The following is a 25,487-nucleotide window of genomic DNA, read 5'->3' on the forward strand; positions in this document are numbered from 1 at the left end:
GGTACGGCACCGCGGTCACCGCCTCAGATGCCGTCACGCGAGACGGGGCAGGTCATGCAGTGGGCGCCACCCCGGCCCTTGCCCAGCTCGAAACCCTCGATCTCAACCACCTCGACGCCGTGCTCGCGCAGCTTACGGTTGGTGAACTGGTTCTTGTGGTAACCGACCACGACCCCCGGCTCCAGGGCGAAGAAGTTGCTGCCGGAGTCCCACTGCTCGCGAGCCTGCTGGTTGTCGTCCCCGCCGGTGGAGATGATGTCGAGCCGGGCAATGCCCAGGGCGTCCTCGACCGCGCCGATGAAACTCCGCTCGACGTGGACGTCCAGCGTGCCCTCCTTGTCACCCGGGCGCAGCGAGTAGGTGGTGGCGGTGTCCAGAAAAGGCAGGTAGGTGGTCGCCTTGTCGACATCCAGGAAGGTGAACACGGTGTCCAGGTGCATGTAGGAGCGGCGCTTGGGCACGTTCACCGCGATGACGCGCTCTGCGGCACCGGCGGCGAACATCGCCAGCGCGATGTGCTCGATCGTGCGCGCGGTGCTGCGCTCGCTGAGGCCGATGACCACGGTCTTGTTACCGATGGGCATCATGTCGCCACCCTCCACGGCCGCCTTGCCGTAGTCCTCCTCGTTGAACTCGGCGTCGTCCCCGCCCCGGGGATACCAGTAGGCGAAGTCCTCCCCGGCGAACATCGGATGATGATGGTAGATCGTGCTCTGGTGCATGGTCTCCAGCAGCCGGGCGTGCCAGAACATCGGATTCAGCGCGACCCCGCCGTACAGCCACGCCGCGGGATCGCGCTGGTAGAGGGAGTTGGGCAGCGGCGGCAGGATGAACTCCTGCGCATCGACCGAGGCCGCCACCAGGGAGTGGGCGTCGAAGCCGGCGACGCCGAACTCCTCCTTGGTCAAGCCGCCGATCAGGTGCGTGGCCAGGTCCGTGCCGCTCCAGGTGGACAGCTTCTCCCGGACCGCGTCCACCAGGGCCGGCCCGACGGTCAGGTGGGTGACGGCCTGCTCCACGGCCTGCCGCTTGGCGTCCAAACCCGAATCCAGCGCCTGGGCGAGCAACTCCTGGTGGTAAAGGACCTCGATGCCGCGCCCGCGCATCATGCCGACGAACGCGTCGTGCTCCCTCTGGGCGTGCTCCACCCACAGGATGTCGTCGAAGAGCAACTCGTCGTTGTTGGTGGGAGTGAGCCGTTTCAGGCTCAGGTCGGGCCGGTGGACGATCACCGTGTGCAGCCTGCCGACCTCGGAGTGGACGCCAAGGGGATGAGTGGTCATTTCATGCCTCCGTCGTAGATGTGGTGCTGCCCACGTGTCCCGGGCGCCCCGGGCGCACCCTCCCCTCCCCCGGCCGCCCCTCACCGGCGGACGCGCCGAAACCGGTGGCGCCGTCCCCGGGAGCACACCGCCCTCACCGGCTTGATAGCCTCACCTTAAAGTAACCGATCACATACTTTAAGTAAGTAAAGAGGGGCGGGAATCTCACCCCCTCTGCGGAGGAGGCCACGTGACACCGTCCATCGACGAGGCGGTCCTGCTGTTCCTGACGCTGTTCGCCCTGTACAGCCCACTTGCCGCCCTGTCGTCCTACCTGCCGATCGTAGGCCGCCTTCCCCCGGGAGATCGGCGCCGCCTCGCCCTGGGACTCTTCTGCTACGTCGCCGTCTTCGCCCTGACCGCCATCTGGATCGGCGAGCCGCTCCTGGAACTGCTCGGCATCACCACCGCCGCGCTGACGGTCACCGGCGGCATCGCGCTGCTGTACGCCGCGATTCCCATGATGCGCGGCGTCGAGGAGCCCGCCCCGCAACCCGCCGGCTCCTCGGACGGCGCGGACACCCCGGCCGCCGAGGGCGCCTCCTGGCGATCGGTGCTGCTCACACCCGTCACCTTTCCGCTGACCGTCGGCGGCACCACCTTCGGAATCCTCGTCGCCTTCCGCGCCTCCGCGGCGAGCACCGGCGCCGTGATCGGCCTGTCCGTCGCCGGACTCGCCTACGCCGCCCTGACCGGCGTCACCCTCTACGCCGCCGGCCACCTGGAACGCCGCGTCTCCCCGCAGAACCGCATGCTCCTCGAACGGATCGCCGGCATCCTGCTGGTGGCCATCGCCGTGACGCTGCTGTTCAACGGCGGCACCCGGATGGTCATCGACGCGCTCAACAATATGAAACGCCTCTGAGACCCGCCCCCTGCCGAACAGCCGGACATCTCGCCCGAAAACCTACGCCGACCTGTGACGCGACAAGGACCTCCCCTTCCACAGCCGGCTCAGCGGCCACCACGGCCGGCTGTCATGCTCAACGGCCGGCTGCTCCGCCGACTGGAGAACCACGACGGCGTCCGTCCCGCCTCCGGGCGCGGCCGCCAGCGTCACCTCTCCCCCACAGGCGTGGGCGAGCTGACGGACCAGGGACAACCCCAGCCCCGTACCGTCATTGGGCGCCCCGGGAGCCCGCCAAAACCTGTCGAACGCCCGCTGCCGATGCATCTCACTCATCCCCGGCCCCTGGTCGATGACGTGAAGCGCCACCGTCGTCGGGTTCTCACCCGACCGCCCGGTACGGGGAAGACGGCATTCGACCGTCAGGGTGCCCCCCGGGGGGGAGACCCGCAGCGCGTTGGAGAGCAGATTGTCGATGATCTGCTCAACCGCACCCGGCACGGCCCACACCCTGCCCGCCCCCTCCCCCTCCACCAGCAGCCGGACCCCACGGTTTTCGGCCAGCGGACCCCAGGTACGCGCTCTCTCCTGAATCACCGGAGCCAGGTGCGTCGGCTCACGCGCCGTCGTGTGCTCGGCGAGCTTGGCCATGGTCAACAGCCTTTCGACCATGCGCGCAAGCCGATCGGTCTCGGCGAGGGCGGCATGCAGATTCCCATGAGCGTGGTAGGCGATATCGGGTTCGAGGTTCTCCAGCCGCAGCCGGAGCGCGGTAAGCGGAGTCCGGAGCTCATGCGAGGCGTTCGCCGCGAAGGACCCCTGTGAGGCGAGCATCCGCTGCAGACGCAGCGCCGTCTCGTTGAACGTCTCCGCCAGCCTCCGCACCTCCCGGGGACCGGAGATGGCCGAGGCCAGCTTGAGCAGATGCCCGGTGGCGAGGAGATTCATCGCGTTCTCCAACCGGCGGATCGGCCTGGTGATCCACCGGCTGAGCGCGAGCACGACCACGACCACGGTGAACATCACCATGAGCGCCACGGCGGCCAGAAGCAGCCACACCGCATCCGCACCGGTCTCAAGCGCGGCCCGGGGAATGGTGATGCGCACCGCGCCACCCGCGTCGATGGGGACCGCGATGTGGAGAACCTCGATGCCTTCGATACGGGAGCGGCGCATCGCGGTGGATCGCCGAGCCTGGAGAGCGGTCTTGATCTCCTGTTGATGATGGAGGTCGTGCCAGTCCTCACCCAGCATCCAGCGGGAGCCGACCAGCAGCTGACCGGCCTGATCCACGATGGCCACGTTGCCGCGGATTTTCTGGCTCTCCACGTAGGCGAGCCTGGGGAGCTGGTCCGGCCGTCCCGCCTTGAGGATCTGGTTGGCGGAACCGGCGAGCAGATGAGCCTCGTGCTTGACGACACCGGTGCCCCGCTCCCGTCCCGCCTGCACATAGAGGTATCCCAGCGGAATCTCCAGGCAGGACAGCACCACGACCATGAGGGCGAGATGGCTCAGCACGAGGCGGAGAACCATAAGGCGGGCTCAAGGAGAAGAAAAGGGGACGGAGGCGTACACGCTCAGCCGGTAACCCACACCACGCACCGTTTCGATCATCGTCGGGTCGCCGAGCTTACGCCGGAGAGTCGCCACGTGGAAGTCCAGGGTCTTCGTCGACCCGAAGAAGTCGCTCCCCCACACACTGCGGAGAATCTGACTCCGGGAGTACACGGCCCCCGGATCCTGACAGAGCAGAGCCAGCAGGTCGAACTCCTTCGGGGTGAGCGTGACAAGCTGGGAGTTCACCTGAACCTGACGGGCCCGCCGATCCAGCACCAGCTCGTTCACCGACTTCGCGGCCCCCAGGGAGAGCCCCTGAGGCGCGGGCGTGGAGTGGACCAGGGCCGAGCGGGTACGGCGAGCCACCGCCCGCATCCGCGCCACGAGCTCGCGCAGGCTGAACGGCTTCGTCAGATAGTCGTCCGCGCCCATCTCCAGTCCGACGATGCGGTCCACCTCCTCACCGCGGGCGGTCAGCATGATGATCGGGACCTCCGAGGACTGCCTGAGCTGCCGGCACACGTCGATGCCGTCCATGTCGGGCAGTCCGAGATCCAGGAGGACCATTTCACCGGGCGTGGCCCGCAGCGCGTCGGCGCCCGTCGTGACCCGTTCGACGGTGAACCCGTACCGGGTAAGCCCGTCGATCAGAGGTTCGGTGATCATGTCGTTGTCCTCGATGAGTAGCACCTGCATCCGTGCTTCCATCCACTGGGAAACATATGTCAGGAATTCGTTCCTGGAGAGGATCGGCTATATTTCCAGGTGTACTGTGTTTACAGTATTTCGCACGTCTGCATTTCTTCTGATCATATTGATCGCACCGGGCCCCGGCGTCCGCCCGGAACTCCGTCCCGGGCGGGTTTCATTTCCGTACCCGCTCCTCCACTGCGGCGGCCCGGCCGAAAACGATCTGGGCTAGAACCGGGACCGGCCGGCGTGGCTTTCGAGTCGGCTCTCGTCCCGGCCACCGGGAACCTGTGGATACTCCGCGAACCACACGTCAGGGTTTGTGTCGTCCATGGGGCCGGGCTCCGGAGGGTCGGGATCGGGATCGGGATCGGACACCTCGGCCGGCGGAAGCAGCAGCACCACCTGTTCGCTACCGCCCCGCCGTTGCTGTTCCGCCCAATCCTCGACCTGGCTGCGGAAGGCGAGGTCCAGGTGCGAGACGCCCTGCATGTCGACGTGGATCCGCTTCCTGCCGGCGATCGAGTCCAGTGTCTCGTTCAGCTTCGGCAGCCGCAGGAACGTCGCGTTGCCCTCGATGACGACGTGGGCGGTGTCCCCTCCGGCGCTCCCCTTGTAAGAGGTGTGGATGTGCAGCCGGGACATGCGGAGCGCCGCCAGGATGATCGCCGCGGCCAGTCCGGCCAGCACACCCTCCAGCAGGTTCGTGGCGACGATCGCCAGGGTGCTGATGACCATGACCACACCCTCGCCACGGTCGCGCTTCCACATCTGCGGGAACTGCCCCGGGCTGAACAGCTTCCAGCCGCTGTGCAGCAGGATACCGGCCAGTACCGACGTGGGAATCAGCGCCAGCAGCTTGGTGAACAGCAGGCAGAACGCCAGCAGCCAGACACCGTGCATCACGCGGGACACCTTCGTCTTCGCGCCCGCCTGCACGTTGACCGAACTACGGGCGATCACCGCGGTCATCGGCAACGCCCCCAGGAAACCGCAGAGGGTGTTGCCGACGCCCTGGGCGAACAGCTCCGCGTTGTACTGCGTCCGCTGACCGTCGTGCATGCGGTCCACCGCGGCGGCGCTGAACAGGGTCTCCGCCGAGGCGATGACCGCGAAGGTGACCGCCAGAGTGATCAGCTCGGGGTCCGCGAGCTCCAGCAGACTGGTCAACGGAGTGAAGTGCACGGCCCCCAGCAGGTCACCGATCACGACCCGCTTGACCTCGACACCCGGCAGCGCCGCGATCACAGAACCCAGCACGACCGCCACCAGCGGAGCGGGAACCTTGCTCACCGGCGCGGGCAGCTTCTTCCACAGTGCGCACAGGCAGACCGTGGAGACCCCCAGGAGAAGCGCGACGACCGCGTGCGGATTGGCCAGAGTCGAGGAGAGCAGATGCGGGAGCCCGGCGATGTTCTTCAGCGCCGAGCCGAGCTGCTTGGCGTCGACCAGCGCATAACTCTGGCTGAGCACCAGCGGAAGACCGATGCCGGCGAGCATGCCCTGGACCACGGCCAGGGAGATGGCCTGGAACAGGCGACCCATCCGCAGAATGCCCAGCACGATCTGGATGACCCCCGCGGCGAACACCACCGGGCCGAGCACCGCCACACCGTGAGCGCCGACGGCCTCCAGCACCAGAGTGGCCAGCCCCGCGGCCGGCCCGCTCACCTGCATGGTGCTCCCCGGCATGAGCCCGACGACGATCCCCCCGATGATGCCGGAGATGATGGCGAGCTCGACCGGTACGCCGGAGGCCGCGCCGATACCGATACACAGCGGAACGGCGACCAGGAAGACGACGAGCGAGGCGAGAAGGTCAGGGCCGATCGACGAGGAAAGAGAGGTGTCCTGTTTGGGACGCGCACGCTTTGAGTGACGCGGGCCGTACGTCCGACCTGGTGCCATCAAGTACTCCTCACTCCTCGCCCGGAGTCGACCACACGTTCCGCGAGCGGAACTCGCCGTGTTCGTCGAGCTCCTTCAGCTCGCCGGTGTCGACCTGGTAGACCCAGCCGTGCAGCTTCAGCCGCCCGGCCTCCACCTCGCGCTTGACCATCGGGTAGGCGCTGAGGGTCCGCAGCTGCGCGACCACGTGCGGCTGCACGAACTCCAGCAGCGCCCGGTCCCGCGGCGGCCCCGGCACCCCCTCCAGGCCCGGCCGCGCCAGGTCCAGCCAGCCGTTCACCCCCGGAAGCGCCGACAGGTCCTCGCCCCGCGCCACCGCCCCCACCGCCCCGCAGTGCGAGTGCCCGCAGACCACGATGTTGCGGACCTCCAGCACCCCGACCGCGTACTCGATCGTCGCCACCTCCCCCGACGCCACCGACCTGTCGTGCGGCGGCACGATGTTGCCCGCGTTCTGCAACTCGAACAGGTCACCCGGTCGCGCCGAGGTGATCAGCGCCGGAATCACCCGCGAATCCGAGCAGGAGATGACCAGCGCCTGCGGCCACTGACCGTTGGCCAACTGCCGATACTCCTGTCCCTGGTCGACGGCACGACGCCAGAACGTGCGCGCGTTCATCAGTAAGCTGTCCAAGAAAGCCTCCTTGGTCCGGGTTTCTCCGCACCGTAATGAGTGGCCGATGAGGAGCGGGCCAGAGGAAAGCTTGAACATGGTTAGCGTTCGGCGAGCGAACGTAAGGGGCGCCGGCAAACATAAAGGCCAGTGGCCGCGGGCACCGATCACAGGCCGGCGACACCCTGGCCGCAACGGAACACGCTCCGCACACTTCGGCACATCGCCGACGGGCACAACCGGGCTCCACACCAGCGTGGCACCCGTCTTTCCCCTAATCCGGTCGGCACAATCAGACGGGCAGCCAGGTCGGCACGGTCACCCGGACGACCTCCCAGACCGTTCCACAGCACCGGCCCCGCCCTCTCACCCCCGGCAAGAGTGGATCGCCGACACCCGGGCACCCGCCCACCAGGAGGAATACATGCGTCCTGTCATAGGGATGGGAGTGGCCGCCGCTCTCATGATGGGTCCGAACGTCTCAGCCGAGGCTTCCCGCGCACCCTCCACCACGCCGTCCGTGAGCACCCGAAAGACCGGTGGCGACCACATCCCCTCCGAGTGGAAAACCCGCACATCGCTCCGAGTGCTGCCCCGTTCGCCACGCCAGCGGAACATTGTTCGGATATTCGCGCACTGCCCCAAGAAGGCGAATCACGCGATTATCGGCTCCACCGCCTTCACCCTCAAAGGATCGAGGAGGCTGTACCGGGAGGTTGGCCTGGGTCTTTCCGACAGGGGACTCGGAACCCGGAGCGCCTCCATCTCCTACTACGCGCTCCTGGGGTTCCACCAGGTCTGCATGAAGTGCGTGAAAGTCACGATCGACCAGGAAACCCGCCTCAGGAGGATCCAGGTCATCGGCCGGGATTCCGCACCGCTCCGGATACGCAGGTTCAGAGCCGAGCAGTTCTTCGACTGACCACGGCCGGAGTGGTCAACGGAAACCCCGGACGTCCTCGATGGACGGCCACACCTCTCCACCGCGGCGAAGACGCGGAACGCGGGCCGGGGTCCTCCTCACCTCTCGGCGTCAAGACAGCCCGGCGGAAAACGTGCGCCCTCAACGGAGCGATCCACACCCCGGACACGGTCCCCACCGCACTCGACAACCGTCCCCGGCGTCTCCGCCCGCCGTTCGGCGCCCACGACGGCAACCGGACACCCCTCGGCGCCAATCGCCACACAGGCGACGGACACGGCCGGCACTCGCCGGCCGGCAGATCCCACGGTCGGACCCGCTCAAGCGGCCAGCGCGGGCCGCCCGGTAACACCACCCGGATCTCGTCGCCGGGACAGGCCTCTCCACCGGCAAGAACGCCCCCTTGCGGGTGAGATCACCGCCCCTGTCACGATCCAGAACCGCCTTCAGCGACTTTCGCCGAAACCCGCGGACGCGCCACACGGGCGAACTCATCGCGACTCCCAGGACACAGACGGTAAGCGCGAATCCTCGCGATCATGACGCGCACCCTCCACGCCACCGGCGCGACCGACCGGCCCCCGGGCCGGCGATCCATTACAGATACTGACCCGCCTCGGCGCTGTCGGTCCTCGACACGCGCACCGACACCACATTGGCCAGATTGATCACCAGGCCGTCCATGTCGGTCTCACGGTTGTATCTCGCCCGGGTCAGCACCAGGCTGCGCCGTTCGTCCAGAGCACGAGCCGCCGCCTCCAACGCCTCGGTCTTCCCGGAGAAATCCCTGCTCACCACGGAGACGTCCTCACCGCCCACCAGGTGAAATCGAATGATCAGTACGGTGTCGTCAGGCACGGTCGGCTCCTTTCGCCAGAATCCGCAAGGGGTACCTACCCATTTGGCAAGCCGTTGTCGTCGATGTGCGGCACATCGACGACCCATCCGGATCGGACGGACGAGGCTCCACCGGAGTTCGGTGCGACCCGGGGCCCGCGTGTCAACCCTGGAGTCCCTCGGAACGGAGGCGCCCGCTCTTCTCTTTGTTTTTGGGGGCCGAGTCTTCAGTCCGCTGTAGATGATCTTGAACTCGACCAGGCGCCTTTACAATGTAGATTAATAAGTGTGCCGAGTACGGGATCCTCCCCGGACGCCGGTCCGCAGAAAAACCGGGCCCCGTTGAACCAGACGCCCCGCCGGCCGCGTACCGCCTGCTGGATCCGGAACTCGGAGGATCTCAGCGATACGACAGGACACGTTGTGACGGCGGTACCATCGCCGATTGATCATCCCGGCACCGAACCGACCCCCCGGAGACGTCCGACCATGGCGACGAGAGGCGGGCTGCGGCACTGGATCCGCCGCCTGCGACCCGTGACCGAACTTGACGACGAACTGGTCGTCGCCGAGCTGTACCGCGAGTATCACCGCCCGCTGCTCACCTTCGTCGTGCGGCTCACCTTCGGCGACCGGCAGTGGGCCGAGGACGTGGTCCAGGAGACCATGATCCGTGCCTGGCGCAGCGCGGATCGGCTGGACCCCGGTGTCACCTCCCTGATGCCTTGGCTGGCGACGGTGGCCAGACGTATCGTGATCGACGATCGGCGACGTAAGGAGGCGCGGCCTCAGGAGGCGGGCGAGGGACCGCTGGAGAACGTGCCGATGCCCGATGAGATGGAGGATCTCCTGCGCCAGGTGATCGTGTCCGAGGCGCTCAAGTCGCTCTCCCCCGCGCACCGGGAAATTCTCAACGAGACGATCCTGCGAGACCAGTCGGTGAACGACGCCGCCGAGCGACTCGGCATTCCGGTGGGCACCGTGAAGTCCCGGGTCTACTACGCCGTCCGGGCGTTGCGTGTGGCACTTGAGGAGAGAGGGGTGACGGCGTGAACCATCGGGTTGAGCACACCGACGTCGGTGCCTACGCCCTGGGCCTGCTGGAGGGGCGGGACCACGCGGCGTTCGAGGCCCACCTCGCGGACTGCCCGTCCTGTACGGCGGAGCTCACCGGAATGTCGGGCATCGTCGGGATGCTGACAGGTGTCGGGCCCGTCGAGGACGAGGCCGGCACCGTACCGGACCCGGGCATGGCCGGCGTCACGCCGGATCTGGACAGGGACGGCGCGACGCCGGTCGGCTTGATCGATCTGGTGCACCGCAGGAGGCGCGCCGAACGCCGCGCTCGCAGGGGCACCTACGTGATCGCCACCGTGGCCGCGGCCGTCCTGGTCGCCGGTGGGATCACCGTGGGCGCCTCGTTCAACGACACCGGTTCCGCGGTGGTGGCGGACCATCCCGGCCACGGCCCCGCCCAGGAGATGTTCGAGCGGGGCGAGAAGCACGGGGCAACCGGCGCCATGGGCGTCTCGGGAGTCGTGGCGCTGGAGGGCAAGGGCTGGGGCACACACGCGGCTCTGCAGCTCAGGGGGGTGCGCGGGCCGCTGGAGTGCGAGCTGATCGCCGTCTCCACCTCGGGTGAGCGGCGGGTGGTGACCGGCTGGGCGGTCCCCGTCACGGGATACGGCGTGCCCGGTTCGCCCGCCCCGCTCTACGTCCACGGCGGGACCGCCCTCCCCCGGGCCGAGGTCGCCCGGTTCGAGGTGAAGGTCAACGGCGGCGGGACCCTGCTGACGATCCCCGTGTAGCCCTTCTCCACGGAGCCCTTCCGGCCGCTCCTCTTTCCGCCGGCCGGCTCTCCCAGCCGGACACCCCGGTTCAGAGGTGCGGCGGGCTTCGAGATTTGTCACGATTGAAGGGCCACGCGCATCCCACCTCACACATTCCGATAAATATGTATTTTTTCACATTCATAAGTTGAACCCGGCGACTATCCGCTCGCGTACGACTGGGCAAACACCCTCTATGCCCCCATGAAGGGTTAAATCATGTCCATTCGTAAAATCGCTCTCCCCGGTCTCGCCCTCGCCACCGGACTGCTCGGCGTCGCGGTTCTCCCGCCCGCGACCGCCCAGGCCGGATCCGATCGGCCCGCCGTCTCGGACGACGAGGTCTACCTCGCCGCCGGGCTGCGCGGCGCCAACGAGGTGGGTGTCCCGGGCGACGGGGACGGCCGCGCCACCGCCGCCATCCGGATCAAGGGCAGCCAGGTGACGTTCGCGCTGAGGTGGAACAGGGTCGACCCCCCGACCGCGGCCCACATCCATCTGGGCGGCAGGGGAACCAACGGCGACGTGAAGGTCGACCTCCTCGCCAAGGCGCTGCCGAGAACCGTGCTGGGCATCACCGGCACCGTGACCGTGAACGACGCCGCGCTGCTCACCGCGCTGCGCGAGAACCCCACCGGCTTCTACGCCAATCTGCACAACGGCGTGTTCCCCAAGGGCGCCGTGCGGGGCCAGTTCCACAGGCTCAACAGGCCCATCGACCTGAACGGTGTCCTCCACGGCAGTAACCGGGCCACCATCGGCTCCCTGGCCGACGGGAGCCAGGAGGTCCAGGCCGACGACGGCAGGAGACGTGGCGACGCCGACGGCGCCGCCACCTGGTGGATCCGCCCCAGCGGGGTGGGCCTGGCCTACACCGCCACCTGGACCGGCCTGGACAGGCCGACCAACGGCCACATCCACCGTGGCGTCAAGGGAGGGAACGGCGACGTGGTCGCCGACCTGTTCCTCGACGCCACGGGCCTGCCCGCCAACCTGACCGGCGTGGCCGGCGAGGCCCCGGTCAGGCGCGACACCGTGAAGAGGATCACCGAGAACCCCGGCCGCCACTACACCAACCTGCGCACCGTCGAGTTCGACGGCGGCGCCGTGCGCGGCCGGCTCAGCGACGGCGCCGTCCACCCGCGTGCGGTGACCGCCCCGGTGCTCGGCGGAGCCCAGATCTACGCCTGCAGCAGGCAGCCCCTCGGCGGCTTCGCGTTCACCCAGCACAACGTGTCCGCCGTACTGGAGAGGGGCGTCGCCCACTCCTTCGTCCAGCCCGTCGCGGGCCCGCCCCAGTGGATCGCTCCCGACGGCAGCTCGGTGACCGGCAGGCTGGTCACCAGGATCCCCAACGGGGACGGGAACATCCCCGAACTCGTCCTGGACGCCGTCCAGACCGGCCGCCCCACCGGGTTGCTCTCCCACGCCACCCAGATCCTGCGCCTCAACACCGTCGGCGGCGTCGCTCCCACCGGCGCCTGTGACCCCGCCAGGCAGCCGATCGTGAAGGTCCCCTACCGGTCCGACTACCTGTTCCTCGGCTAACCGCCGGGGCACGGCGAAGACCGGCCGGAGCGAGCGCCGGCCCTCGGTGTCGGCCGGCATCAGACAGCGCGCCGTCGTGTCCTCGAAGGGGTCGCCGGCGGTCATCCGAGGTTCTCCTCGGTCGGCGAGCCGTCCGGCGGCTCGTACGGCGCGCGACCGGCGATGGCGCCGATCACGGCCGGACCGCGCGGCGAGGGCGTCTCGCCGCGCGGGACGTCCACGTCGCGGGTGTCCGCGGCGCCGCCGGCGTCAGGCGTTCACCCTCTCCCGGTAGGCGGCCTCCCGGTGGGCGGCGACGGAGCGGACGATCTCCCCGGCCCGGATCGCCGCGTTGGACAGCAGCGACGACGACAGCCCGTGGGTGTGCTCGGTGCCGCCCTGGAGGTAGATCCCGCAGCGCAGGGACGGGTCGGTGGCGACGCGGTAGTCCCGTCCGACCCGCAGGCGTCCCTGCTCGTCGGTCTCGCAGAACCCGGTCAGCCCGTGCAGCATCGAGGCCGGGTCCGGCGGCCGGTAGCCGGTGGCGAAGATCAGCGCGTCGCAGTCGAGCGTGCTGCGCTCGCCGGCGACCAGGTGCTCGACCTGGACCCGGACCCCGTCCCGCCGCGGGTCGAACCCGGCCATCCGCGAGGCGTTGAGGATGCGCAGCCGCTCCCGGCCCTGGGTCTTCTCCTGGTAGGAACGCCGGTAGAGCTCCTCGATGAGATCGGCGTCGACGACGGAGTAGTTGGTGTTGCGGTGGTAGGCCAGCAGCGCCTTCTTCACCGGCTCCGGGGCGCGGTGGAAGTCGTCGACGGCCGAGGGGTCGAAGATGCGGTTGGCGAAGGCGCTGTCGTCGGCCGGGCTGTAGCCGTAGCGGCCGAAGACGGCGCAGACCTCGGCTCGCGGGTAGGAGGTGTGCAGGTGCTCGACGACCTCGGCGGCGCTCTGCCCTGCGCCGACCACGACGAACCTGTGGTGGACGGGCTCCGGCAGGTCTCGCAGGCGTGTCAGCAGGTCGTGATTGTGCCAGACGCGCTCGGAGACCCGCACGTTCTCCGGCAGGTGGGGCTGGAGGCCGACGCCGAGCACGACGCTGCGGGCGGTGCCGACGACGTTCCCGTCGCCGGTGAGCACCTCCACCGCGACGATGTCCCCGCGATCGTCCTTGACCGGCCGCAGCTCGGTGACGTGGGTGCCGTAGGCGACCTGGGCCGCGAAGTGGGCGGCGGCCCATTCGAGGTAGTCGTGGAACTCGATCCGGGTCGGGAACATCGTCTTGTGGTTGATGAAGTCGGCCAGGCGGCCGTGGGCGTGCAGGTAGGACAGGAAGCCGTACCTGCTGACGGGGTCGCGCATCGTGGCCAGGTCCTTGAGGAAGGAGACCTGCATGGTGGCACCCTCGATGAGCATCCCCCGGTGCCAGCCGAAACCCGTCTGCCGCTCGACGAACGAGGCGCTGAGACCGACCTGGGTGGAGCCCCGGGCGTTGTGGTCACGAAGGGCGATCGCCAGGGCCAGGTTCGCGGGACCGAAACCGATCCCGATCAGATCCTGGGGTTCCTCGGGCAGTGATGACACACCGCTTCCTCTCTTCGGGCACGGCTTTTCGGGCACGGCGGAGCAACCCCCGGTCCCGGGGGCGTGATTGAACATCGTGTGACTTACCGAACCGATATAATTTTAGGCAAGCCTTACCTAAGATCCACGGATCGCCAACAGATGTCAAGCGGTCACTTTTGACCAAAAATCACGATTCGATCAACCTTGACAGGGCGGCGGATGCGGTGAAAGATAAGGGTAGGCTACCCTAATTTGATCAATAGGCCGGGTCGCGCCGACGGAGGGCGGGGATCCAGCCGTCAGAGCCGCGCCGTCTCCGGGGGCGTCGTCTCCCCAGGGCCCCCGGGGACGGCGGCGCCCGCCGGTCTCTCACACCCGGGTGATCACCCGGGTCGGGGCCCGTCCGCCGGAGGTGCTCCGCGACTCACCGGCGCCCACGCCGGACGGCGTGAGCGCGCTCCAGGTCAGAAGGCGCCCAGGAAACGGTCCATCACCCGGGCGGAGAACCTCAGCGACTCCACCGGCACCCGCTCGTCGATGCCGTGGAAAAGCGCCCAGAAGTCCAGCCCTCTGGGGAGCAGAACGGGGTTGAACCCGAAACACTCGATTCCGAGACGCTGCAGATGGGTCGCGTCGGTGCCGCCGGACGTCATGAACGGGGTGATCCTGGCCGCGGGGTCCTCAGCCCGCAGCGCCGAGCGCGCCGCCGCCCACACCCCGCTCTCCGCCGAGGTCGGTGACGATGTCAGCCCCAGGGTCCGGTTGAGAACCGAGATCTCGACGCGGTCGCCGAGCGCGGCGGACAGCTCGCCCAGGAACTCCTCCCAGCGGCCCGGCAGATAGCGGCAGTCCAGCTCGGCACCGGCCGAGCCCGGGATGACGTTGCTCTGGTAACCGGCCGAGAGCATCGTCGGGTGGGCGGTGTTCCGCAGCCCGGAGGACAGGGTGTGCGCGTCAGAGCCCAGCAGCGGCAGCGCGGCCTCGGGGTCGGCCGGGTCGAACACCAGGCCGTGAACCTCACAGGCGGTTCGCAGCAGCGTCTCGACCTCGGAGGTGAGGTGGATCGGGAAGCGGTCGGAGGTGAGCCGGCCGATCGCCTCGCCGAGCAGGCGCACGGGGTTGGCGTCGTCGATGCGGGAGGCGTGCCCGGGGGTTCCGTGCGCCGTCACCCGGACGGCCGCCCACCCCTTCTCCGCCGTGTGCACGGGATAGACGCGGACGTCGTCGGTGATCCACGAGCTCCAGCCTCCGCCCTCGCCGATCGCGGTACGGCAGCCCTCGAAAAGCTCCGGCCGCTCGCGCACGAGCCACTCCGCGCCCAGCACCCCGGCGTTCTCCTCGTCGGCGAGGAACGCCAGAACGAGAGGGCGCCTCGGCAGGTCACCGCCGGCCACGCGGTGCCGCACCACGGTCAGCACGCTCGCGACCATGTTCTTCATGTCGACGGCGCCCCGGCCCCAGACGAAGCCGTCCCTCACCTCACCCGAGAGCGGATGCACGCTCCACTCGGAGGCGTCGGCGGGTACCACGTCCAGGTGGGTGTGGATGAGCAGCGGGTCCAGGCTCGGATCGGCGCCGGGCACCCGGGCGATGACGCTGGAGCGGCGGGGCCTCGATTCGACGAGGGTCGGCTCGATCCCGACGTCGGAGAGCAGGCCCGCGACGAACTCGGCCGCGGCGCGCTCGTCGGCGGAGCCGAGCCGGGTGTCCAGCCGGATCAGCTCCGAACACAGTCCCACCGCGTCCTCGGCCCAGTCGGCCCCCGTACCCTCGTTCCGGGGGGTCGATTCCGCGTTCATGGCACCTCCTGCTCAGATGTCCAGGACGAGTTTGGCGCACCTCGTCCGGCCCACACAGATCATCATGGTCTTGTTGGACTCCCGCTCGGCCTCGGACAGCAGGGAGTCCCGGTGCTCGGGGACACCGTCGATCACCTTGGTCTCACATGTGCCGCAGATCCCCTCAAGGCACGAGGTCATGGCGGAGACGCCGGCCTCCTCAAGCGCCTCGACGATCGTCGTCCCGGCCGGCACCGTCACCGTGACGCCGGACCGCCGGGCCTCGACCTCGAAGGAGTCGTCGCCGGCGGGGACCGCCGGTGGCGCCGGTGTGAAGCGTTCCATCACAAGACTGCCGGCGGGCCAGTGCGCCGAGGCCTCCTGGATCGCGGAGAGCAGCGGGGCGGGACCGCAACAGTAGATCAGCGTGCCCGGCGCCGGCTCCCTCAGCGCGTCCGCGAGCGGCAGGTACCCGGCCTCGTCCTGCGGGTGGATCACCACGCTCCCGCGGCCGGCCGCGGACCCGGCGAGCGAGTCGAGCTCGGACAGGAAGGCCATACCGGCTCTTCTGCGCCCGCCGTAGAGCAGGGTCCACGGGATACCACGGCGCTGGATCTCGCGGGCCATCGTCAGGATCGGCGTGATGCCGATGCCCCCGGCGACGAGGATGTAGCAGGTGGCCTCGCGCAGTTCGAAGTTGTTGCGCGGACCGCGCGCGGCGATGATCTCTCCCGGGCGCAGCCGCTCGTGCACGGCCGCGGAGCCACCACGGCTGTTCGGCTCGCGGAGGACCCCGATCCGCCAGGGGGCCCCGCCGCCGGGCTCGCCGCACAGGGAGTACTGCCGTACCGGGCCGCCGGGCAGGTGAACGTCGATGTGGGCACCGGGCGACCACATCGGCAGGGATCCGCCGTCGGCGGGCTCGAACAGCACCGTGACGACGCCCTCGGCCTCCCAGCGCACCTGCCGGACCCTCAGGCTCAGATTCACCTCGCCGCCGTTCCTCACGGCACCCACCTCAGGTTCGAACCGTCCGCGCGGCTCAGCCGGACCAGCACCACGCTCGCCGGACGGCCGCCGGCTGAGGAGACCCTCACCGTCAACGGATCATCACCCTCCAGGACCAGGGCGTCGCCGGGACCGACGGTGCGGCGGCCCTCGGTGAGGATCCCCGCCTGGCAGAGCAGAACCCACAGCTCACGTCCCGCGCGCTCGAACCGGTGGTCTCCCGAGATCTTCAGGGACTCCACCGCGGCCTCGATCACCCCGGTTCTGTGCCGTACGCCGACGTAGCGCACGGCCTCCAGGCCGGACAGGGCCGGGGACGGGATCTCGCGCACGGACGTGCTCACCCCCTCCTCGGTGCCGGGCCGCGCGGTGTACAGGCGCACATCCCACAGCCAGCGCTCCCGGCGCGGACTGTCGGGGCCGGCCGCGATCTCATGGCCGGCCGCGCACGGGCGGTGGACCTCCTGGCGCAACAGCAGTCGCACGGTTCACCCCCCGCTCTCGGCGGGCGTCTCGGCCGCGAGCATCTGCTGGAGCATCCGGCGAGCCCGGGCGACGCCGGCGTCCTGGGCGACGAGGACGTCGTGCGGGTTGGCGCGGCCCTCGGCGAACATTCGCTCCTGCTTGGCCAGGGCCTCGGCGTCCTCGGACAGCACCTGTCCGAGAGCGGTCCGCATCAGGTCGTTGATCTTCTCGTCGCCGACGGCGAAGTCGCGGACGTTGGCGTAGAAGTACCAGGTGGTGTTCTCCGTCGCCGGCGTGATCGCGTTGAGCACCTCAAGGTGGAAGCCCTCCTCGCGGGGCGCGCCGGGGACGCCCACCCCGCAGTGAATGACATGCAGCGAGGGCAGCCTGAAGTCTGTCGTGTGCCAGCGGTCCATCGGCGGCTCGACGCCCATGGCGGTCACGTACAGCTGTGAGGGGTCGCACTCGGGCATGAACCGGTCGACGACGACCGAGCCGGGAGCGACCTCGACCGTGATGCCGTTCTCGTAGACCGAGTCGTCACCGATCGAGGCCTGGTGGATGAACGCCTCATGGGTCAGGTCGAGCAGGTTGTCGTGCAGCAGGGAGGAGCGGCAGTCGTAGAGGTGGGTGAAGGTGACCCCGTCCCAGTTCTCGTCCGAGAGCCAGTGGGTGTCCGGGATCCGCGCCGGGTCCGCGGCGCCGTCGGCCTCGGTGTCACCCGGCCAGATCCAGATCCAGCCGTCCTTGACGACAACCGGGTATCGGCGGACCTTGGCGAGCCTGGGGACGACATCCTGGCCGGGCACCCGCCGGCACACACCGGCGCTGTCGTATTCGAACCCGTGGTAGCCGCAGCGCAGCCGGCCGTCGACGACCTGCCCCGAGGAGAGCGGGTACTGCCGGTGGGCGCACGCGTCGGACAGCGCGACCACTTCGCCACCGGAACGGAAGAGCACGATCGAGTCGCCACAGATAAGCCGCTGCAGCGGGGCGTCCCCGCCGACCTCGGCGGCCCAGCCCGCGACATACCACGCATTCTTGATGAACATCCGTCCTTCTTCCATCGGGGTCTCCGACAAGGCTAGAAGTCCGCGTGCGTCGCTTCACTGGGCGCTTCACTGGGCCGGGGCGGTCGTTCCAGGCAGTTGCACACCCCATGTGCGGGCCTGAGCTGGCTTACTGTTGCGCTATATACCTTTCATCCCTTCCCTGCTGATTGCGAGGAAACACGATGCGGATCGCCCCCGCCACGTGGCAGGACGAAGTGGCGTTCTACGACGCGGCCCGTCCGTTCTGGTATCCGATCGCCCGGTCGGCCGACGTCACCTCGGGTGATCTTCAGGCCGTCGAGCTCCTCGGGGAGGACCTCGTCGTCTGGCGCACGCCCCGCGGCCGCGTGGCCGTGGCGGACAACCTGTGCGCCCACCGCGGCACCATGCTCTCCACGGGCAAGGTCAGCGAGAACGGCTGCATCACCTGCCCCTATCACGGCTGGGAGTACGACGCCGACGGCGCCTGCACCCGCATCCCCCAGCGCCCGGCGCAGACGCCGGTCCCGAGCAACGCCCGTATCCAGGCATACCCGGCCAGAGAGCACGCCGGCCTGATCTGGACCTGTCTGGCCGGGGCCGAGGGCGCCAAGGCCGACGTGCCCGAGTGCCCGTTCTACGACGACCCCGAGTGGTTCTTCCACACCGGCACCCCGAGCGAGTGGGAGTGCCAGACCGCCCGCATGGTGGAGAACTTCCTCGACGTCGCGCACTTCGGCATCGTCCACGCCGACACCTTCGGCAACCCCGATGTGGAGATCGTCGAGCCCTACGAGGTCACCGTCTCGGCCGACCGGCTGCGCATCGACGCCAAGGTTCCCTACCTGGCCCGCGACCCGTGGGCCGAGCCCGCGCCCGGTGAGAGGGCCGCGACGGTCCAGACCGACTACGCCTACCACTGCGACCTGCCGTTCACGGCGTGGATCGGCGGCCTCACCGCCGGCGAGGACTACATGCTCTACATCTCCGCCTCCCCCAGAACCACCACCGAAACGACGGTGTTCTGGACGTTCGGCACACCGAGGTCCCTGGCCGCGACGCCCGAGGAGGTCGAGGCCCGCGAGAACGCCGTGTTCAGCCCGGACCGGTTCATCGTGGAGGGCCAGCGCCCCGAATGGCTCCCCCTGGACCTGACCGCGGAGCTGCAGATGCGCTTCGACGCCCTCGGCGTCAACTTCCGCCGCGCGCTGGAGCACCACGGCTTCCCCCGCCTGGTCAACCTGCGCAGGGCCCAGGCGCGCTGAACGCGGTCCGCGCCTGGACGGCAGGCGCGGACGACGGACGGTCCCGCTCCCCACACCGGGGGCGGGACCGTCCGTCGTGCCGTACCCGGGTCAGAGCACCTGGGAGAGGAACGCCCTGGTGCGCGGGTGCCTGGGGTCGGCGACGACCTCACGGGGGTTGCCCTGTTCGACGACGACCCCGCCGTCCATGAAGACCAGGCTGTCGCCGACCTCCCGGGCGAAGCCGATCTCGTGAGTGACCACGATCATGGTCATGCCCGAGCGCGCCAGCTCCTTCATCACCTCAAGCACCTCGCCCACCAGTTCGGGGTCCAGGGCCGAGGTGGGCTCGTCGAAGAGCATGAGCTTGGGCTCCATCGCGAGCGCGCGGGCGATCGCGACCCGCTGCTGCTGCCCCCCGGAGAGCTGCGAGGGATAGGCCGCGGCCTTCTCCCCCAGGCCGACCCTGTGCAACAGCTGCTCCGCGTGGGCGACGGCGTCCCTCCTCTTCTTCCGCCCGAGCAGGACCGGCGCCTCGATGATGTTCTCCAGCACCGTCTTGTGCGGGAAGAGATAGAAGTGCTGGAAGACCATGCCGATCTCGGAGCGCTGGCGCAGCACCTCTCTTTCGTGCAGCTCGTGGAGCCTGTCGCCCTTCTGGCGGTAGCCCATGAGGTCGCCGTCGACGTAGATGCGCCCGGCGTTGATCCTGTCGAGGTGGTTGATGCAGCGCAGGAAGGTCGACTTGCCCGAACCCGACGGCCCGATCAGGCAGCTCACCTCACCGGCCTGGACCTCCAGTGACACGCCCCGCAGGACGTCGAGCCTGCCGAAGGACTTGTGCACGTTCTCGGCCCGGACCATGGGCCGCCGGGTCTGCGCTCCCGGATCGAGCGGCGCCGTGGCGGTCATGACTGCCTCCTGGCGGGGCGGGAGTGGAACAGGTTGGTGCGCAGCCGATCCAGGAACGGCGTGGGCTGCGAGCGCGAGGACCCGCGGGAGAAGTGCTTCTCGATGAAGTACTGCACGATCGTGAGCAGTGTGGTGAACGCGAGATACCAGAGGCTGATCACGATGAGCAGCGGGATGGTCTCGTAGGTCGAGGTGTAGATGACCTGTGCGGAGTAGGTCAGCTCGGCCAGTGAGATGACGGAGACGATCGAGGTGGTCTTGAGCATCCCGATCGTCTCGTTACCCGTCGGCGGGATGATCACCCGCATCGCCTGCGGCAGCACGATGCGGCGCATGGTCTGCATCCGCGACAGCCCCAGCGCCGAGGAGGCCATGCTCTGGCCCTCGTCGATCGACGCGATGCCGGACCGCACGATCTCCGCCATGTAGGCGCCCTCGTTGAGGCCCAGGCCGAGGACCGCCGCGACGAACGGGGTGATCAGCATGTTGACGTCGAGGAACAGGAACTCCGGCCCGAACGGGACGCCGATCGACAGCTCGGGGAACAGCGCGGAGAGGTTGAACCAGAAGATGAGCTGGACCAGCACCGGGGTGCCCCGGAAAAAACCGATGTAGAGCCAGGCGACGGTCCGCGCGACCGGGTTGCCGGACAGGCGCATCACCGCGAACACGATGCCGAGCACGATGCCGAGCAGCATCGAGATCACCGTGAGCTGGAGGGTGACGAGGATGCCCTCCAGGATCGGCGTGGCCATGAGATACGTGCCGACGGTGCCCCACTCGAACCTGTCGTTGGTGAGCAGCGTGTTGACCAGCATCGCGCCGAGCACGAGGCAGATCGCGGTGGACGCCCACCGGCCGGGGCGGCGGAGCGGCACCGCCTTGATCGGCTCGGTGCCGGGCGGTTCGGGCGGGGGGCCGCCCAGCGCGACCCCCGCGGGCGTGTCGTGAGTTGCCATGGGTGTTCCTTCAATGGGAGCGTGCGAGGCCGGGGACATCAGCCGGCGAGGGCACGTTCGACGGCGGTGAGCAGCTCACCGGAGCGGACCAGTTCGTCGACGGTGTCCATGCCCGGTGAGAGCGGGCGGTCGTGCTCCTGCACGGGGACACGCTCGCGGATCAGGTCGTACGCCGCCCGGGTGGCCGGGGCCATCCGTTCCACACCGCCCTCCCGCATGTCGATCGCCTGGGCGGCGACCAGCAGCTCGATGGCCACGACCTTGCGGACGTTCTCCAGGACCTCGGCGGCGTGCCGGGCGCCGTTGGCGCCCATGCTCACGTAGTCCTCCTGGTCGGCGCTGGTCGGGATCGAGTCGACGCTGTCGGGGTGGGCCAGGGTCTTGCAGTCGGAGACCAGCGCGGCCGAGGTGTACTGCGCGACCATCAGGCCGGTGTCGACGCCGCTGCCGTGGACGAGCATGGCCGGCAGTCCCTCGTTGAGCTTGGGGTCGAGCAGGCGGAAGATTCGCCGGTCGGAGATGTTGGCGACGGAGGTCATCACGATGGCCAGGTAGTCGAGCCAGAAGGCCGGGCCCTCACCGTGGAAGTTGCCGCCGGAGAGGATCTGCCAGTCGTCGGCGTCGTCGTCGGCCGGGACGACGAGCGGGTTGTCGGTGACCGCGTTGATCGCGCGGGTGACGCCTCCGGCGATGTACTCCACCGCGTCGAGCCCGGGGCCGAGCACCTGGGGGACGCAGCGCAGGCTGTAGGCGTCCTGAACCCTGGACGGGTCGCCGCCGGCCAGGCCGCTGCCCCTGAGCAGCCGGGTCATGCGGGCGGCCACCCGCATCTGGCCGGGCTGGCCGGCGGCCGCGTGGTAGGCGGGGTGGATCGACTGCACGCGGGCCCGCACGGCCTCGATGCTCATCGCCGCGGCGATCATCGCGTGCTGGTGCACGGCTCGCGCGTCGTGCACCAGCAGCGCGCCCTGGCCGACCATGAAGTCCGTGCCGTTGGTGAGGGAGACCCCCTCCTTCGGCTCCAGCAGCACCCGCCCGATCCCGGCACGTTCCATGGCCAGGTCGCCCGGCAGGCGCTCCCCCTCGTACCAGGCCTCGCCGCAGTGGGTGTCGTGCTCCTCGACGCCACGCGAGAGGACCAGCGCGATGTGGGACATGGGGGCGAGGTCACCGCTGGCGCCGAGCGAGCCCTTGCGGGGGACGACGGGAACGACGCCCCTGTTGAGCATCTCGATCAACGTCTCGGCCACCAGGGGGCGCGCGGCCGACACCGCCTGGGCGATGACGTTGGTGCGGATCACCATCATGGCCCGGACGACCTCCTCGGGCAGGGGGGCGCCGACTCCGGCCGTGCACGAGGTGACGCAGTTGCGGGAGAGGCGGCGCATCTGGTCGGAGCCGACCGGGGTGTGCGCGAGTCCGCCGAAGCCGGTGTTGATGCCGTAGATCGTGTGCCTGCCCTCGGCGAGGACGGCGTCGAGCCAACCGCGACGCCGGTCCATCCGCTTCCGGACGGCGTCGTCAAGGGGTGCGAGCGCGAGTCCGCCTCGCGCGACACCGACCACGTCCTCGATGGTGAGATTGCCACCGGTCACGGCGAGCGGATTGGTCATGTGGGCACTCCTTCGCGGGGGTACGTGCGGCCTGGGCGGACCAGGTGTCCGATTTGGTTCAGCGTAGGTCCGCGCCGCCTCACGCTCTGATGGGCGACCAACCACCGATATGGGGCAGGCTCTGGGCGGATACACAGTGAACCATGGCGCAAATCATCAGATTCCACCACATACACGCCTTTATATCCCCTGCGCTCACCGCCTCGTGGCGGCGTAAGGTCACGACATCTCCAGCGCGCGCAGGGCCAGCCACAGGTGGATGCGGTCGTCGAAGCTCGACAGGTCACGGCCGGTGAGCTTCTCGATCCGCTGCAGGCGATACTGCAGGCCGTTGCGGTGGATCACGAGCCGCCTGGCCGACTCGCCCGGCGAGCAGCCGCTGTCGAGAAAGACCCGTAACGTCTCCAGCAGGTCGCCCTTGCGGTTCGCGTCGTGATCGAGGATCGGCTGCAGGCTGATCAGCGCCATGTCGCGCACCGGCGCGTCGGAGTTGTTCAGCAGCAGCCCGGCCAGACTGAGCGGCGCGATGTCCTGCAGCCCGGGGCCCTGGCCGACCGCCTGCCTGGCCTCGAAGAAGCCGATCCGCAGCCCGCGTACCCCCTGGTGGACACCGCTGACGCCGACCGACGCGTCGGCGCCCAGCCGGGCGAGCATCGCCAGCAGCTCCGCCGCCAGCGCGGCGTGATCCCGCCCATCGGGCGCCACCAGGACCACCAGGTCCTCCACCAGCCCGGTCAGTACGGCGTCCGCGCCGTCGCCCGCGTCCGAAACCAGCTCAAGGACGTTCCACGGCACCCGGCGCAGGCGCTCCGGGGAGCAGGTGACCTGACCGAGCAGCAGCCGATGCCGATCACCGTCCTTGAAACCGTGCACCGCCAGCCGCCGGGTGGCCTCCTCCACCGCCACGTGCTCAAACACGAGATCCTGGATGACCTGGCCCAGCAACTCGCGGCGGCCGGTGAGAATGGCCTGCCGGCGGGCCAGCTCCAGACCGATGAGGCCGACCGCGAACGGGATGATCGGGGTGCTCCCCGGCGGTTGGGCCGCGCACAGGTAGCCGACCGTCACGCCCTCGATGTCGACCGAGGAGACGGTCACGGGTCCGGCCTCACCGGCCGCCAGCACGCGCAGCTCGGCCAGGGCGGGCCAGCCGGCCCGGGCCGGCCGGCTGTCGAGCACCCGCCCCTGACGGTCGATGACGGCCACAGGGACACCGAGCAGACCGCGCAGCTTGCGGACCAGCGACCCCAGCCCGAGCCCGTCGAGCAGCGCCCTGGTCAGCGCGTCCTGGGCAAGGGTCACCTGGCGGACCCACTCGTACTTCTCCGCGAACAGCCGCTCGGCGACCCAGTGGCTGATCGCGATGAACGGAGTGGTGATCGGGATCTCGAAGAGCGCCAGGCCGGCCCTCTCCGCCTCCTCGATCACCGCCGCCGGCACCCGCTCGTTCACCAGGCCGGTCGCGAACCCGAGGGCCGCGACCGGCACGGCCACGAGGTTGACGACGAACGCCCGCTGCTGTTCCGGGCTCTGGTTGTGCAGACCGGTGGTCAGCACGACCTCGTCGCCGCGCAGGAACTGGCGCGGATCCTCCAGCTCCGTGGTCGACACCCAGCTGATCTGGCGGCCGGTCGTACGGCAGGCGCTGGTCAGCGGGACAAGCCCGAGATCCTGGACCTGGAGAAGGTCGGCGACGTACAGCGGCATAAGGGAACTATGCGAATGACCAGCCATGATGTCAATGCCCTGGTCAGATGACAAGGACCGGCATCAGGTGCCGGTGTTGATCTCGGCCGACGTCACCGCGCCCTGCTCCAGTTGGTACTTTTTCAGGATCTGAAGGTAGGAGCCGTCGTCGATGATCGCCTGCAGGCCGGCCTTGATCGCGTCACGTAGCCCCTCCTTGCCCTTGGGCAGGATGATCCCGGCGGGGCCCTTGCCGTAGAGCGCCGGAGTGGTGACGAACTTGTCCTTGCCGGCCTTGACCGTTTCCCCGGCCGAGGTGTTGTCGGTGAGGACGGCCTCCACCCGCCGGGTGTCCAGCGCGAGCGCCGAGGCCGGGATCGTCGCGAAGATGTTGACCTCCATCTCCGGCTTACCGTCGGCCAGGCACTTCTTCGAGGCCTCCTTGGCGTAGTCGACCTGCACGGTGCCCTTCTGCATGGCGACCTTGCGCCCGCACAGGGCTGCCAGGTCCGGCGCGCCGGTCAGGTCCCCGTCCTTACGGACCATGATCACGCCGCCGAAGACGAAGTAGTCGACGAAGTCGACCTTCTCCCGGCGCTTGGGCGTGTCGCTCATGCCGGAGATCGCGGCGTCGTAACGGTTCGCGGCCAGGCCGGGGATGATGCTCTCGAAGCCCGCCTTGACAAATGTGATCTTCAGGCCCAGCTTCCCCCCGATCGCGGTGGCGATGTCGGGGTCGAGACCGATGATCGTCTTCTGGTCGGCGTCAAGCTTCTCGAACGGCGGGTACGTCGGATCGGTGGCCATGACGATCTCCCCCTTGGCCCTGATGTCGGCGGGGACCAGTGCGGCGGGCCCGCTCACGGCGGCGGCCGAGCCGGTGGGGGCGGCCGGGTCGGCGACTCGCGTGGTGTTGACGGCGCCGCAGGCGGCGGAGGCCAGGAGGGCGCCGCCGGCCAGGGAGGCGACCAGCGCGCGCTGAGGCTGAGAGATGGGGCGGAAACGTCTCACGGGGGACCAGCCTTAGCGAAGAGGGGCAGCCAGTGCACGAAGACTATGCACCCCGGCCGGATGCTTTCGATGGGCGGCTGCCACAACACGGATGGTCGGTTCTGGTCACCCGCCCAGCATCGCCATGCCCGGCTCCGAGCGGGGGGATGACGCGGTCGATCGCGC

At 69.1% G+C, this 25,487-nt stretch carries 22 protein-coding genes; 6 read left to right on the forward strand and 16 right to left on the reverse strand.

From position 1 onward, the window contains the following. Positions 1–23: 23 nt before the first annotated feature. On the reverse strand, positions 24–1,283 hold the full coding sequence (locus ACWEF2_RS00635; protein WP_453810875.1) for an arginine deiminase: 1,260 nt from the start codon (positions 1,281–1,283) through the stop codon (positions 24–26). Positions 1,284–1,512: 229 nt separating this feature from the next. On the opposite strand from ACWEF2_RS00635, the gene ACWEF2_RS00640 reads away from it, so the two are divergent. After that, the gene (locus ACWEF2_RS00640; protein ID WP_453810876.1) at positions 1,513–2,187 is read left to right on the forward strand and encodes a MarC family protein; all 675 of its coding nucleotides are present in this window, start codon (positions 1,513–1,515) and stop codon (positions 2,185–2,187) included. A 42-nt stretch (positions 2,188–2,229) separates the two neighbouring features. Here the strand turns inward: ACWEF2_RS00640 and ACWEF2_RS00645 are convergent, their stop codons facing one another. The 4 genes from ACWEF2_RS00645 to ACWEF2_RS00660 all read right to left on the reverse strand — a co-directional run bounded on the left by ACWEF2_RS00645 (position 2,230) and on the right by ACWEF2_RS00660 (position 6,958). Next, positions 2,230–3,687, reverse strand: a complete 1,458-nt coding sequence (locus tag ACWEF2_RS00645; RefSeq protein ID WP_453810877.1) for a sensor histidine kinase — start codon at positions 3,685–3,687, stop codon at positions 2,230–2,232. A 24-nt stretch (positions 3,688–3,711) separates the two neighbouring features. Next, positions 3,712–4,422, reverse strand: coding sequence for a response regulator transcription factor (locus tag ACWEF2_RS00650; protein ID WP_355593366.1), 711 nt, complete (start codon positions 4,420–4,422; stop codon positions 3,712–3,714). Positions 4,423–4,644: 222 nt separating this feature from the next. After that, positions 4,645–6,324, reverse strand: coding sequence for a SulP family inorganic anion transporter (locus ACWEF2_RS00655; RefSeq protein ID WP_453810878.1), 1,680 nt, complete (start codon positions 6,322–6,324; stop codon positions 4,645–4,647). A gap of 10 nt (positions 6,325–6,334) precedes the next feature. Beyond that, a complete protein-coding gene (locus tag ACWEF2_RS00660; protein ID WP_453810879.1) occupies positions 6,335–6,958 on the reverse strand; it encodes a carbonic anhydrase in 624 nt (207 codons plus the stop codon). Between the two features lie 427 nt (positions 6,959–7,385). Here ACWEF2_RS00660 and ACWEF2_RS00665 point away from each other — a divergent pair, with 427 nt between their 5' ends. Then, positions 7,386–7,859: a hypothetical protein gene (locus ACWEF2_RS00665; RefSeq protein ID WP_453810880.1), complete on the forward strand. Its 474-nt coding sequence runs from the start codon at positions 7,386–7,388 to the stop codon at positions 7,857–7,859. A 597-nt stretch (positions 7,860–8,456) separates the two neighbouring features. On the opposite strand, the gene ACWEF2_RS00670 is transcribed toward ACWEF2_RS00665, so the two are convergent. Then, positions 8,457–8,717: a hypothetical protein gene (locus ACWEF2_RS00670; protein WP_355593374.1), complete on the reverse strand. Its 261-nt coding sequence runs from the start codon at positions 8,715–8,717 to the stop codon at positions 8,457–8,459. 468 nt (positions 8,718–9,185) lie between these two features. Between ACWEF2_RS00670 and ACWEF2_RS00675 the strand changes: the two genes are divergently transcribed. From ACWEF2_RS00675 to ACWEF2_RS00685, 3 genes are all read left to right on the forward strand, one after another. After that, positions 9,186–9,749, forward strand: a complete 564-nt coding sequence (locus ACWEF2_RS00675; RefSeq protein ID WP_355593376.1) for a sigma-70 family RNA polymerase sigma factor — start codon at positions 9,186–9,188, stop codon at positions 9,747–9,749. Beyond that, positions 9,746–10,504, forward strand: a complete 759-nt coding sequence (locus ACWEF2_RS00680) for an anti-sigma factor family protein (RefSeq protein ID WP_453810881.1) — start codon at positions 9,746–9,748, stop codon at positions 10,502–10,504. The genes ACWEF2_RS00675 and ACWEF2_RS00680 overlap by 4 nt, the downstream gene beginning before the upstream one ends. 240 nt (positions 10,505–10,744) lie before the next feature. Beyond that, positions 10,745–12,073, forward strand: a complete 1,329-nt coding sequence (locus tag ACWEF2_RS00685; RefSeq protein WP_453810882.1) for a CHRD domain-containing protein — start codon at positions 10,745–10,747, stop codon at positions 12,071–12,073. 249 nt (positions 12,074–12,322) lie between these two features. On the opposite strand, the gene ACWEF2_RS00690 is transcribed toward ACWEF2_RS00685, so the two are convergent. From ACWEF2_RS00690 to ACWEF2_RS00710, 5 genes are all read right to left on the reverse strand, one after another. Then, positions 12,323–13,633, reverse strand: a complete 1,311-nt coding sequence (locus ACWEF2_RS00690) for a lysine N(6)-hydroxylase/L-ornithine N(5)-oxygenase family protein (protein WP_453810883.1) — start codon at positions 13,631–13,633, stop codon at positions 12,323–12,325. A 446-nt stretch (positions 13,634–14,079) separates the two neighbouring features. Further along, positions 14,080–15,414 (reverse strand): M20/M25/M40 family metallo-hydrolase, encoded by a 1,335-nt coding sequence (locus ACWEF2_RS00695; protein WP_453810884.1) that lies wholly within the window; start codon positions 15,412–15,414, stop codon positions 14,080–14,082. 12 nt (positions 15,415–15,426) lie between these two features. Beyond that, the gene (locus ACWEF2_RS00700; protein ID WP_453810885.1) at positions 15,427–16,383 is read right to left on the reverse strand and encodes a PDR/VanB family oxidoreductase; all 957 of its coding nucleotides are present in this window, start codon (positions 16,381–16,383) and stop codon (positions 15,427–15,429) included. A 14-nt stretch (positions 16,384–16,397) separates the two neighbouring features. Then, the gene (locus tag ACWEF2_RS00705) at positions 16,398–16,886 is read right to left on the reverse strand and encodes a hypothetical protein (protein WP_453810886.1); all 489 of its coding nucleotides are present in this window, start codon (positions 16,884–16,886) and stop codon (positions 16,398–16,400) included. A gap of 3 nt (positions 16,887–16,889) precedes the next feature. After that, positions 16,890–17,918, reverse strand: a complete 1,029-nt coding sequence (locus tag ACWEF2_RS00710) for a Rieske 2Fe-2S domain-containing protein (protein ID WP_453810887.1) — start codon at positions 17,916–17,918, stop codon at positions 16,890–16,892. 182 nt (positions 17,919–18,100) lie between these two features. Here ACWEF2_RS00710 and ACWEF2_RS00715 point away from each other — a divergent pair, with 182 nt between their 5' ends. Beyond that, complete coding sequence (locus ACWEF2_RS00715) at positions 18,101–19,162, forward strand: Rieske 2Fe-2S domain-containing protein (protein ID WP_453810888.1); 1,062 nt, start codon at positions 18,101–18,103, stop codon at positions 19,160–19,162. 90 nt (positions 19,163–19,252) lie between these two features. Here the strand turns inward: ACWEF2_RS00715 and ACWEF2_RS00720 are convergent, their stop codons facing one another. The 5 genes from ACWEF2_RS00720 to ACWEF2_RS00740 all read right to left on the reverse strand — a co-directional run bounded on the left by ACWEF2_RS00720 (position 19,253) and on the right by ACWEF2_RS00740 (position 25,322). Further along, positions 19,253–20,053, reverse strand: a complete 801-nt coding sequence (locus ACWEF2_RS00720; RefSeq protein WP_453810889.1) for an amino acid ABC transporter ATP-binding protein — start codon at positions 20,051–20,053, stop codon at positions 19,253–19,255. Beyond that, positions 20,050–21,012, reverse strand: coding sequence for an amino acid ABC transporter permease (locus tag ACWEF2_RS00725; RefSeq protein ID WP_453810890.1), 963 nt, complete (start codon positions 21,010–21,012; stop codon positions 20,050–20,052). The genes ACWEF2_RS00720 and ACWEF2_RS00725 overlap by 4 nt, the downstream gene beginning before the upstream one ends. A 38-nt stretch (positions 21,013–21,050) precedes the next feature. Continuing rightward, entirely contained in the window at positions 21,051–22,625 is a 1,575-nt protein-coding gene (hutH, locus tag ACWEF2_RS00730) for a histidine ammonia-lyase (RefSeq protein WP_453810891.1), read from the reverse strand. 219 nt (positions 22,626–22,844) lie between these two features. Next, complete coding sequence (locus tag ACWEF2_RS00735) at positions 22,845–24,332, reverse strand: PucR family transcriptional regulator (protein WP_453810892.1); 1,488 nt, start codon at positions 24,330–24,332, stop codon at positions 22,845–22,847. A gap of 63 nt (positions 24,333–24,395) precedes the next feature. After that, positions 24,396–25,322, reverse strand: a complete 927-nt coding sequence (locus ACWEF2_RS00740) for an ABC transporter substrate-binding protein (protein WP_453810893.1) — start codon at positions 25,320–25,322, stop codon at positions 24,396–24,398. Between the last annotated feature and the right edge of the window lie 165 nt (positions 25,323–25,487).

The sequence above is a fragment of the Streptosporangium sp. NPDC004631 genome (assembly GCF_053601935.1).

What these genes read in the sequence shown, in the direction of transcription:
- ACWEF2_RS00635 (WP_453810875.1), bottom strand. Translation starts at nt 1,283, where the DNA reads ATGACCACTCATCCCCTTGGCGTCCACTCCGAGGTCGGCAGGCTGCAC.
- ACWEF2_RS00650 (WP_355593366.1), bottom strand. Translation starts at nt 4,422, where the DNA reads ATGCAGGTGCTACTCATCGAGGACAACGACATGATCACCGAACCTCTG.
- ACWEF2_RS00655 (WP_453810878.1), bottom strand. Translation starts at nt 6,324, where the DNA reads ATGGCACCAGGTCGGACGTACGGCCCGCGTCACTCAAAGCGTGCGCGT.
- ACWEF2_RS00675 (WP_355593376.1), top strand. Translation starts at nt 9,186, where the DNA reads ATGGCGACGAGAGGCGGGCTGCGGCACTGGATCCGCCGCCTGCGACCC.
- ACWEF2_RS00685 (WP_453810882.1), top strand. Translation starts at nt 10,745, where the DNA reads ATGTCCATTCGTAAAATCGCTCTCCCCGGTCTCGCCCTCGCCACCGGA.
- ACWEF2_RS00695 (WP_453810884.1), bottom strand. Translation starts at nt 15,414, where the DNA reads ATGAACGCGGAATCGACCCCCCGGAACGAGGGTACGGGGGCCGACTGG.
- ACWEF2_RS00710 (WP_453810887.1), bottom strand. Translation starts at nt 17,918, where the DNA reads ATGTTCATCAAGAATGCGTGGTATGTCGCGGGCTGGGCCGCCGAGGTC.
- ACWEF2_RS00715 (WP_453810888.1), top strand. Translation starts at nt 18,101, where the DNA reads ATGCGGATCGCCCCCGCCACGTGGCAGGACGAAGTGGCGTTCTACGAC.
- ACWEF2_RS00720 (WP_453810889.1), bottom strand. Translation starts at nt 20,053, where the DNA reads ATGACCGCCACGGCGCCGCTCGATCCGGGAGCGCAGACCCGGCGGCCC.
- ACWEF2_RS00725 (WP_453810890.1), bottom strand. Translation starts at nt 21,012, where the DNA reads ATGGCAACTCACGACACGCCCGCGGGGGTCGCGCTGGGCGGCCCCCCG.
- hutH (WP_453810891.1), bottom strand. Translation starts at nt 22,625, where the DNA reads ATGACCAATCCGCTCGCCGTGACCGGTGGCAATCTCACCATCGAGGAC.
- ACWEF2_RS00735 (WP_453810892.1), bottom strand. Translation starts at nt 24,332, where the DNA reads ATGCCGCTGTACGTCGCCGACCTTCTCCAGGTCCAGGATCTCGGGCTT.